Origin of the sequence: Brachybacterium sp. ACRRE, assembly GCF_022346485.1 — a bacterium.
GTDB lineage: Bacteria > Actinomycetota > Actinomycetes > Actinomycetales > Dermabacteraceae > Brachybacterium > Brachybacterium halotolerans.
Window position 1 is genome coordinate 1 of the sequence record NZ_JAKRMO010000097.1, and the last position, 9,464, is coordinate 9,464.

Genomic DNA, 9,464 nt, shown 5'->3' on the forward strand with positions numbered 1-9,464 from the left:
CTCCCCACCCCGCGCATCCCGGCCTACTGTGGACGACATGCCATCGACGCCCGCTGACGTGCCCACCGATCCGTCCTCGACGCCCTCCTCGACGAGTCCCGCCGCTCCCGGCAGCGCCTACCTGCGCTACCCCGATGTCCGCGGCGAGATCATCGTCTTCACCGCGGCCGATGCCGTCTGGGCGGCCCCGCTCTCCGGCGGCCACGCCTGGCGGCTGAGCGAGGACTCCGCGCCCGTCGAATACCCGCGGATCTCGCCGGACGGCACGCAGGTCGCCTTCACCTCGCGCGCGACCGGCAGTCCGGAGGTGCACCTGGTCCCGATCGACGGGACGGGCGCCGCGCGCCGCCTCACCTGGTGGGCGAATCGGCACACGCGCGTCGCGGGCTGGCTGCCGGACGGCCGCATCATCGTCACCACCGGCCACGGGGCCACGCTGTCCTCCCGCGATGCGCAGCTGTGGGCACTGGATGCCGAGGGCCGTGCGGGGCTGCTGCCCTTCGGGCGCGCGAGCGAGGTCGCGGTGCACGAGTCCACCGGCACCACCGTGGTCGCGACCATGTGGCGCAAGGAGCCGGCCACCTGGAAGCACTACCAGGGCGGCACCGCGGCACGGCTGTGGATCAGCCGCGAGGACCTCGCGATCGACGCCCCGCACGAGGCCCATGCCGCGCGCTCGTGGGAGCCGTTGCGCGACGACCTGCTGGCGAACAAGACGCGCTTGGCCTTCGTCGGCGACCGTCTGCTGTTCGCCTCGGATACCCCGGGCGAGGGCGCCGCGATCACCGACCGGGCCACAGGCAACCTGTGGTCGGTCGCCCTGGACGGCTCCGATCTGCGCGCGCACACGCACCTGACCAGCGAGGACGGGTATCTGCGCGATCCGGCGTCCGACGGCGCCTCGATCGTGTTCTCCTCCCGCGGTCGCCTCTTCGCGATGGACGGGCCCGACGATGCGCCGCGCGAGATCCCCGTGATCGTCGCGGGCGTGGGGTCCGCCCGGCGCATGCGCGCGGCCGACCCGCACAAGAACCTGCTGGCCATGCGCCCCACCTTCGACGCCCGCGCGAGCGTGGTCGAGTGGCGGGGCTCCGCGCACGTCCTCACCCACCGCGGAGGGCCCTCGCGCCTGCTCGCGGGCTCGTGCGGGCTGCGCTTCCGGGAGGCGGCGCCCCTGGGCCGCTCCCCGTTCGCCGTGATCGTCACCGACGAGCTCGCCCAGGGCGACCGCACCAACCCCGGCGCCTTCGCAGGCCGCACGGGCTCCGACGCCCTCGCCCTGCGCCGCCTCGACGCCGAGGGCGAGCAGATCACGCTCGACCTCGGCCCCGTCGGCCGCATCCTCCACGCCGTCCCCTCGCCGGACGGCACCCGGATCGCGATCGCCACCCACGACTACGTGGTGCGGGTGGTGACCCTGCGCGGCATCCTCGACCCCGCCGCCACCAGCGGGAAGGACGCGAACGCCGCCGAGGACCACCCCGACGCCCCGCGTCTGGACTCGGTGCGCGAGGTGGGGACGTCGCATCACGGCGAGATCAGCGACCTCGCCTGGTCGCCGGACTCGCGGTTCCTCACCTGGTCGCAGCCGCGCAGCGAGTTCGCCTCCCAGCTCATGGTCTCCGACGTCGCGGACCCGGAGCCGACGGGCCGTGCGCTGACCAGCGGACGGTTCCTCGAGTCCTCGCCGACCTTCACGGCCGACGGCAAGCACCTCGCGTTCGTCTCCGCCCGCACCTTCGAGACCCAGTACGACGACATCGTCTTCGACCTCGGCTTCGTCGACTCCCAGCGCCCGTTCCTGCTGCCGCTCGAGCGGACCACGCGCGATCCCTTCGGGCCCGACGCCGACGGCTGGGTCCCCGGCGGCGAGGAGAAGCCCGGGGAGTCGGGCGGCGAGGGGCACGGCGGCCCCGGGACCGGGTCGAGCCCGGCCTCGCCGTCGGCCGATCCCTCCTCCGGGAGCGCACGCACCAACACCCATCGCGGCGCCCCCTCGCCGACGGATCTGTCCGCGCCGGCGACCGCGTCGAGCGCCGCGGGCGCGCAGGACGCCGAGCGCCCGCCGCAGACCACGATCGACCTCGAGGCCGCAGAGGAGCGGGTCGTCCCGTTCCCCGTCCCCTCCGGGCACTTCACGGACCTGCAGGCCGTCGCGGGCGGCGTGATCTGGCTGCGCCACCCGGCCGAGGGCGTGCTGGGCACGACCCGCGCGGGCCTCGAGGACGAGGCGCCGAAGCCGACGCTCGAGCTGTGGGCCTTCGCCGACCACAAGGTCACCGTGCTCGCCGAGGGCGTGGACCAGGTGTGGGTCTCGGGCGACGGGAAGCAGCTGGTCACGCGGCAGGGCGAGGCGTTCGTGCAGATCCCCGCGGATCGCAAGGTCGAGGACGAGGACCCCGCCCGCATCACGATCGACCTCGGGCGCTTGACGCTGCGCGTGGATCCGGTGCTCGAGCGCCGCGGCATGCTCTGGGACAACTACCGGATCATGGCGCAGCAGTACTGGCGCGCGGACATGGACGGGCAGGACTGGCACGCGATGGTCTCGTGGTACGACGAGGTCGTGGATCGGCTGGTCACGGCCGACGACTTCGTGGACATGATGTGGGAGGTCGTCGCCGAGCTCGGCACGAGCCACGCCTACGTGATGCCGGTGCCCGGCGATCGCGAGACCGAGGGCGCGCCCGGCCTGCTCGGCGCGGACTTCCGGATCGAGGGCGGATCGGACGCCCGGCTCGTCATCGCGCGGATCCTGCGCGGGGAGTCCTCGGACCCCGATGCGCGCTCCCCGCTGCTCGCCCCCGGCGTCGCGGCCCGGGAGGGCGATGCGATCGTGCAGATCGGCGGGCGCGCGGTCGATGCCGGCGCGGGCACCGGGCCGCTGCTCGCGGGGTGCGCGGAGAAGCCCACCGAGATCGTCCTCGAGCGCGACGGCGAGCGCCGACGCGTGGTCGTCACTCCGCTCGCCGACGAGTCGCAGCTGCGCTACCAGGACTGGGTGGCCACGCGACGGGCCTTCGTCGCCGAGCACTCCGACGGCCGCCTGGGCTACCTGCACATCCCCGACATGGTCTCGAGCGGCTGGGCCCAGATGCACCGCGACCTGCGGGATGCCTCCGCGAAGGAGGGCCTGGTCGTGGACGTGCGCTACAACAGCGGCGGCCACACCTCGCAGCTGGTCACCGACCGTCTGGCCCGCAGGGTCGTCTCCTGGGACTACCCGCGCGGAGAGCAGCCCTCGACCTACCCGGCGTTCGCGCCGCGGGGGCCGGTCGTGTTCGTGACGAACCAGGAGGCCGGGTCCGACGGCGACATCGTGGGCGCGGTCGCGAAGTCCATGAAGATCGGTCCGCTCATCGGCACCCGCACCTGGGGCGGCGTGATCGGCATCGACGGCCGCTTCGACCTGGTCGACGGCACGGGCGTCACCGAGCCGAAGTACGCGAGCTGGTTCGCGGGCGTGGACTGGACCATCGAGAACTACGGCGTGGACCCCGACATCGAGGTGCCGTTCCCGCCCAACGAGTGGCTCGCGGGGAAGGACCCGCAGCTCGGCCGCGGCATCGAGGAGGCCCTGGCCTCGCTCGAGCAGACGCCCGCGGCCGTGGCTCCGCCGCTGCCGCCGGCGCGGTTCGGGGGCGGCGAGGGCTGAGGCGGCCGGCGGGCCGGGCGGCCTAGACAGGGCCGACGGGTCCGACAGAGCCGACCAGGGACGGGGAAGGAGTGCGCGTGAGCTCGGATGAAGACCGGGTCTGCAGTCCGCAGGAGCGGGCGATGGACGAGTTCATCGTGAGGTTCACGCCGCACTTCCTCACGCTCCCGGAGCGCCTGGACGAGGTCGTGGCCGCGCTGCGCGCGGACGACCCCGCGCAGGAGGTCGCAAGGGCGTTCGACTGCGGGGTCGACGTCGCCGAGCACCTGCTGTCGACCCAGCTGCGGAGGCTGTCACCGCAATCCCTGGCTGAGTATCGAGAGGAGTACGAGAGCGCGCTCCGCCGTCTTCGCAAGCACGTCGCGGCGGAGTAGCCGTCCTCTGCGTCGCGACGAGCCGTTCGGGGTCAGCGTGCGACGGCAGCTCCGTGAGGTTCAGGCGACCTGAACGCGCGTGTCCCCGATCACGAACTCGATAACAAGGTCTCCGCCCACCGCCTCGAGATATCGCCGGATGGTGGCGACGCGCGCATTCTCCACGTCGCCGCGCTCGATCTTCGATACCTGTCTCTGCGAGACCCCGATGCGCTCAGCGAGCTGCACCTGCGTGAGCCCGGCGTCACGGCGCAGCTCGCGCAGACGGTACGCGCGCACCTGGGAGAGCATCCGCTCCTTATGGGCCGCGACCTTCGTTCGATCCACAGGGTGGTCGGCGAGGAACTCTGCAAGTTCCATGGCCATGGGGTCACCGTCCTTTCACGCGACGAACGTGGGCATCGAAAAGGTCATCCGCACGAGGTATGTTCCGCTTGTACCAGCCCCTCCAGTCACCGGACTTGTCGCCCGCGACCAGAAGGATCGCCTGACGAGCCGGGTCGAAGGCGAAGAGGGCGCGAAGCTCGGTCCTCCCCGCGGACCCGGGACGCAGCGCCTTCATGTTCCTATGCCGCGACGCGGTCACGGTGTCGACGAGCGGCCGGCCCAGCTGCGGCCCGTGCTCCTCCAGCAGCTCCACGGCGGCCACGACCTGCTCCCGCGAGTGTTGGTCGAGCTCCGCAAGCCACGGCGCGATCAGCTCGATGTCCACGCTCCACATCAACCGATTCTAGAACCCCCAGGTTCTAGCGTCAACGCCTCATCCCCGGGATGAGCGCACCCCGTCCACGATCATCGCTGCGATCTCTCCGAGCGAGTCTCGCCCGCGACGACGACGCCCGGGTACGACAGGATCCGGCTGATCCGGATCGGCGCGAGCTGCTGGCCGAGCATGCCCTTGATCAGCGCACTCCCCGCCGGGTCCAGGAGATCGCCTTGCCACAGCGCGGTCGGCAGACGCACCTGGTCACCTGCGGTCTCGAGGGAGACGAACACGGCGTCGACCGTGCGGAGCTTCCAGTCCGTGTGGGAGGGCACGGCACCGAGACCCCCTTCGACCTCGTCCACGGCGCGCACATCGAGGTGAGCGTCTGACCGCCCGGCCCGTGACGCTCAGCCGCCCGCAGCTTCGGAGCCGCTCCGACTGTGCGCTCGAGCCCTCCGCCCCGCAGGCGCGACCACGGCACCCGCCAGCGCCAGCACGCCCGCACCGAGGAACGCCGCCTCGGCTCCCGCCCGGTCAGCGACGGCTCCCCAGAACGGTGTGGCGAGCGTCTGACCCAGGGCGATCGCGAGGAAGCCGACGCCCACCACGACCGCTGTCCGCTCCGGACGGATGCGGGTCGCCCCCACCAGGACGAGCCCTGTGAGAGCGACGTACGCGGCGCCGAAGGCTGCGCACGCAGCGATCGCGGCCGACGGGCTGTCGGGGGCCATGCCGAGCACGACCGTCGACAGGGCCAGGAGCCCCATGAGGAGCGCCCAGGCGGCGCGCGTCCCCAGGCGACGCACGAGGTCGCCGGCGGCCGCGCCCCCGAGGCCGCAGGCGCCGAGCACGATCCAGGCGGTCACTCCCACCTGCGGCCCCGCCCCGTCGGCGCCCGCGATCCGGTCCTGCCCGAACGTCCACACCATCGCGCTCGCCGCCCCCATCACGGCCGCCGCCCCCATGAGCCGCGCGAGGGCGAGCGTGCTCGTCGTGCGGGCGTCGGCCGGCCCAGGGCCGCCCGCGACTCGGGTCCGCGACCCTCGCTCACCGCGCTCGGCACCATCGCGACCACGCCCCGCCCCCGGTCCTCCGCGCCTCGCGCCCGTCGGCACGATCCGCACCTGGGGGACCACGACGGCGACCGCGACGCACACCGCGAAGGCCGCGAGCGTGAAGAGACCCCAGGACAGGCGCCAATGATCCTGGCCGAGCAGGGCGACGGGACCGGACAGCATGACGCCGGCTCCCGTGCCTGCGTTCGCGATCGACTGCACGCGGTCGCGCCTGGCCGGGGCGACGCAGCGGGCGATCGCCTGGGCGAGGGGCGGCGACGCGACGCCGGTGCTGGCGCCGGCGATCGCCACTCCGCCGAGCAGCATCGCGGGGCTGATGGCCGTGGCGACGAGCGTGATCCCCGAGGTCGCCAGGACTCCGGCGGTGAGCGCGACCGTGCGCGATCCGAACCGGGGGGAGAGCGCGACCGCGCCGATGATGCCCGCGCAGTAGGCGAGGTAGCTCGAGGACGCGATGAGGCCCGCGGTCCGGGAGGTGAGGTCGAAGGTCTCGCGGAATGTCGGCAGGAAGAGACCGAAGGCGAACCGGGCGAGTCCGTAGCAGACGCCGATCAGGGCGAGTGCGACGACGGCGAGCAGGGCATCCGTGCCGAGCGCCCGTGCAGCGGTGCCGTGCGGCCGCCGTGCGATGCGCGCATCCGTGTCGCCGCGCTTCTCGGTGTGACTGCTCGGGTCCACGAACGCTCCTCGGTAAGGTTCACAGGGCTGTGAAGTACCCTCGCACGCTAGACTTCACTGATCGGTGAAGTCAATCCGGAAGCAGAGGAGACGGAGGGGACGACATGGATGACGCACGAGAGGCGCGCGGGACGGCACCGCCCGCCGATCCTGACCGAACGGCACACCTGACCCCGGGCGCGCAGCGCATCCTGGAGGCAGCGGGCCCCCTGTTCTACGAGAACGGGATCCATGCGGTCGGGGTGGACACGATCGCCGAGGTCTCAGGGGTCACCAAGCGCACGCTCTACGATCGCTTCGGCTCGAAGGACGCGCTGGTCGCCACCTACCTCCAGCTCCGCGACGAGGCCTGGCGGAGGACGCTCGAGACGCACGTCGCCGCCGCGTCGCCGCCGCGGGCGCTCGCCGTGTTCGAGGCCTACGAGGACGCCGAGCAGACGGATCGCGGCTGCGCCTTCCTCAACGCCGCGGGCGAGCTGCCCCCGGACCACCCGGGGCAGGCAATGGTGCGCGCCCACAAGGCGCATGTGCGGATGCGACTCGGAGCGCTCGTCGAGGAATACGTGGAGTCACCTGCGGCCGAGGACGTCGCCGAGCACCTCTTCCTGCTGCTCGAGGGCGCCATCGCGCATCGCGGGATCGACGGGGACGCCCACCGCCTGCGAGATGCACGACGCCTCGCCACGCAACTGCTGACGCGGTGCGCGACTCCGCAGTGACCTGTTCCGGGGCCGGTCACCGCGGCCCGGTTCCTCACCCCTTGTCGTCGAGGACCCGCACGAGCGCGCCCAGGCCGTCGAGCAGCTGCTCGGCCCCCGGGGCGCCGAGCGCGCCGAGCATCGATCGCTCGATCTCTCGCACCTGCCCGTCGGCCTCGCCGAGCAGCCCCTCCCCCTCGTCGGTGAGCTCGACGGGCAGGCGCCGGCCGCTCGGGGCGGAGGCGGGCCGCGTGACGAGCCCGCGGGTCTGCAGGCCCGTGACCACGCTGTGCATGGACTGGGCGGTGACGAAGCCGGCACGGGCGAGCTCCGCGCTGGTTTGCCCGGGGCGCAGCCGGAGGTTCTGGAGGCACACGTACTGCGGCACCGTGAGCCCGAGCGGCCGCAGCCTCGCGTCCATCCGGGAGTGGAGCGACGCCTGCGCGCGCTTGAGCACGTAGCCGATCCGTCGCCCGAGATCGCCGGGAGCCGAGACCACGGCGCCGGCATCCTCGGCGGCGACCGGTGCAGCGACCCCGCCCGACACTCCGCCGATCTCCGCACCCGCACCCGCGCTCGCGTCCGAACCCGGCTCCGATCCCGATCCATCCATATCAGCATCTTGACATAGCTTGGTCCTGGCGGTTGTATATCAGTGTCCTGATATTGATCGGAAGGATCCACCATGACCGCCGCCGGTCCCGACTTCATCGCCCTGCAGGTGCGCGACCTCGACGCCGCCGCGACCTTCTTCGAGGAGCACCTCGGTCTGCGACGCGCGCCCGCGTCCCCTCCGGGCGCCGTCGTCTTCGGCACCTCGCCGATCCCCTTCGCCGTGCGCGAGCCGCTGCCGGGCACCGACCTCGACGCGGCGAGCCCGCGGCCCGGCGTCGGGGTCGCCCTGTGGCTCGCGGTCGAGGACGCCGATGCCCTGCACGAGCACCTCGTCGGCGCGGGCGTCGAGGTGCTCGGCCCCGTCACCGACTCGCCTTTCGGCCGCACCCTGACGTTCGTCGGCCCCGAAGGGTACGCGCTCACCGCGCACACCGCGCACACCGCGCAGGACCCCGCCTGATGGCGGCCGGCCGCACCGTCACGCATGACCTCGAGGTCCGCGGACCCTGGCCGCTCAGCACGAGCCGCCGCTTCTGGGAGGGTTTCGCCCCGCAGCGGCTCCCCTCCCAGGAGGGCCCGCTGACCACCGTGTTCCGCGCCGACCGCACGTGGGAGTCGCTCCGGGCGCAGGTCACGCAGGACGGACCCATTGCCCGGATCTCCGTCGGCCGCACGGACGGCGGAGATCCGAGGGATCCCGAGGCGGCGATCGCGCAGGTCGCGCGCTTCCTCTCCCTCGACGTCGACGCCGGTTCGTGGCCGACGATCGGCGAGCACGATCCCGTGATCGGCGATCTGCAGCACGAGTTGCCGGGACTGCGCCCCTGCGGCTTCCACTCGCCCTACGAGGCGGCCGCGTGGGCCGTGCTCTCCCAGCGCGTCCGCATCACCCAGGCGGCCTCGCTGCACGAGCGCCTCACCGCGGACCTGGGAGAGGACGGCGCCTTCCCCGCCCCGCAGGCGCTGCTCGAGGCGGATCTCGACCTGCCCGGCCGCAAGGCGGAGTACCTGCGCGCCGTGGCCCGCGCCGCGCTCGACGGGACCCTGGACGGCGAGCATCTCCGCGGCCTCGACCCGGACGACACCTTCACCGAGGTGCAGGGCATCCGGGGCCTGGGCCCCTTCGCCGCCGAGCTCGTGGTGATCCGCGGAGCGAACGCCCCCGATGCCCTCCCCCGTCACGAGCGCCGACTCGCGCAGGAGATCACCGAGCGCTACGGCGAGGGCACCGACGTCGCGACGGTGAGCTCCGCCTGGCGGCCCCTGAGGTCCTGGGCCGCCGTGCTGCTGCGCATCGGACGCGAGGAGCGCACGGGCGAGATCGAGGGCAGGAGTCCCGGCAGGGAATGACCCCCGCCGGCGCCGCCAGGTCGCCGGACCGATCGGCCGACGACCGGCGGGCCCGACGCCGCGGCCGTCAGAAGCGCACGGCGATGCGGTCGATCGCGCGGCCGACGGGGTCCTGGTCGCGGGAGACGTCCGGCTCGGGCGGGGCAGGCGGCTCGTCCTCCCGGGCGAGGTGGGCGATCGGGACGGTCGCATCGGGAGTGAGAGTGCGGTTGATCGCGGCGTTCCCGCGCTCGAAGGCCTCGGCCGGGGTGCGCGGCGCCGGATCGGCGGGGCGCACCCAGCGGGGGTCGTCGTCGGGCGGGGGAGCGGCTG

Annotated in this window: 11 protein-coding genes; 5 read left to right on the plus strand and 6 right to left on the minus strand. The window is 73.3% G+C overall.

Annotated elements, in window-relative coordinates; translation table 11 throughout:
* The first annotated feature begins 37 nt into the window (after positions 1 to 37).
* Positions 38 to 3,655 carry a S41 family peptidase gene (locus tag MHY49_RS18035; RefSeq protein WP_239206467.1) on the plus strand — a complete coding sequence of 1,206 codons (3,618 nt, stop codon included), beginning with the start codon at positions 38 to 40 and terminating at the stop codon, positions 3,653 to 3,655.
* Between the two features lie 77 nt (positions 3,656 to 3,732).
* A complete protein-coding gene (locus MHY49_RS18040; RefSeq protein ID WP_239206469.1) occupies positions 3,733 to 4,029 on the plus strand; it encodes a hypothetical protein in 297 nt (98 codons plus the stop codon).
* A gap of 60 nt (positions 4,030 to 4,089) precedes the next feature.
* Here the strand turns inward: MHY49_RS18040 and MHY49_RS18045 are convergent, their stop codons facing one another.
* The 4 genes from MHY49_RS18045 to MHY49_RS18060 form a co-directional block, all read right to left on the minus strand.
* Entirely contained in the window at positions 4,090 to 4,320 is a 231-nt protein-coding gene (locus MHY49_RS18045) for a helix-turn-helix domain-containing protein (protein ID WP_239206471.1), read from the minus strand.
* A gap of 79 nt (positions 4,321 to 4,399) precedes the next feature.
* Complete coding sequence (locus MHY49_RS18050) at positions 4,400 to 4,750, minus strand: type II toxin-antitoxin system RelE/ParE family toxin (protein WP_239206473.1); 351 nt, start codon at positions 4,748 to 4,750, stop codon at positions 4,400 to 4,402.
* 71 nt (positions 4,751 to 4,821) lie between these two features.
* Positions 4,822 to 5,067 carry a hypothetical protein gene (locus MHY49_RS18055; RefSeq protein WP_239206475.1) on the minus strand — a complete coding sequence of 82 codons (246 nt, stop codon included), beginning with the start codon at positions 5,065 to 5,067 and terminating at the stop codon, positions 4,822 to 4,824.
* 75 nt (positions 5,068 to 5,142) lie between these two features.
* Positions 5,143 to 6,489: an MFS transporter gene (locus MHY49_RS18060; protein ID WP_239206477.1), complete on the minus strand. Its 1,347-nt coding sequence runs from the start codon at positions 6,487 to 6,489 to the stop codon at positions 5,143 to 5,145.
* Positions 6,490 to 6,593: 104 nt separating this feature from the next.
* On the opposite strand from MHY49_RS18060, the gene MHY49_RS18065 reads away from it, so the two are divergent.
* Positions 6,594 to 7,208 carry a TetR/AcrR family transcriptional regulator gene (locus MHY49_RS18065; RefSeq protein WP_239206479.1) on the plus strand — a complete coding sequence of 205 codons (615 nt, stop codon included), beginning with the start codon at positions 6,594 to 6,596 and terminating at the stop codon, positions 7,206 to 7,208.
* Positions 7,209 to 7,242: 34 nt separating this feature from the next.
* On the opposite strand, the gene MHY49_RS18070 is transcribed toward MHY49_RS18065, so the two are convergent.
* Positions 7,243 to 7,686: a MarR family transcriptional regulator gene (locus MHY49_RS18070; protein WP_239206481.1), complete on the minus strand. Its 444-nt coding sequence runs from the start codon at positions 7,684 to 7,686 to the stop codon at positions 7,243 to 7,245.
* A gap of 186 nt (positions 7,687 to 7,872) precedes the next feature.
* Here MHY49_RS18070 and MHY49_RS18075 point away from each other — a divergent pair, with 186 nt between their 5' ends.
* Entirely contained in the window at positions 7,873 to 8,262 is a 390-nt protein-coding gene (locus MHY49_RS18075) for a VOC family protein (RefSeq protein WP_239206483.1), read from the plus strand.
* On the plus strand, positions 8,262 to 9,152 hold the full coding sequence (locus MHY49_RS18080; protein WP_239206485.1) for a DNA-3-methyladenine glycosylase: 891 nt from the start codon (positions 8,262 to 8,264) through the stop codon (positions 9,150 to 9,152). Before MHY49_RS18075 ends, MHY49_RS18080 begins: the two co-directional genes overlap by 1 nt.
* 67 nt (positions 9,153 to 9,219) lie before the next feature.
* Here MHY49_RS18080 and MHY49_RS18085 read toward each other — a convergent pair.
* Positions 9,220 to 9,464 (minus strand): hypothetical protein (locus MHY49_RS18085; RefSeq protein ID WP_239206487.1); only part of this gene is annotated, 245 nt, incomplete at its 5' end.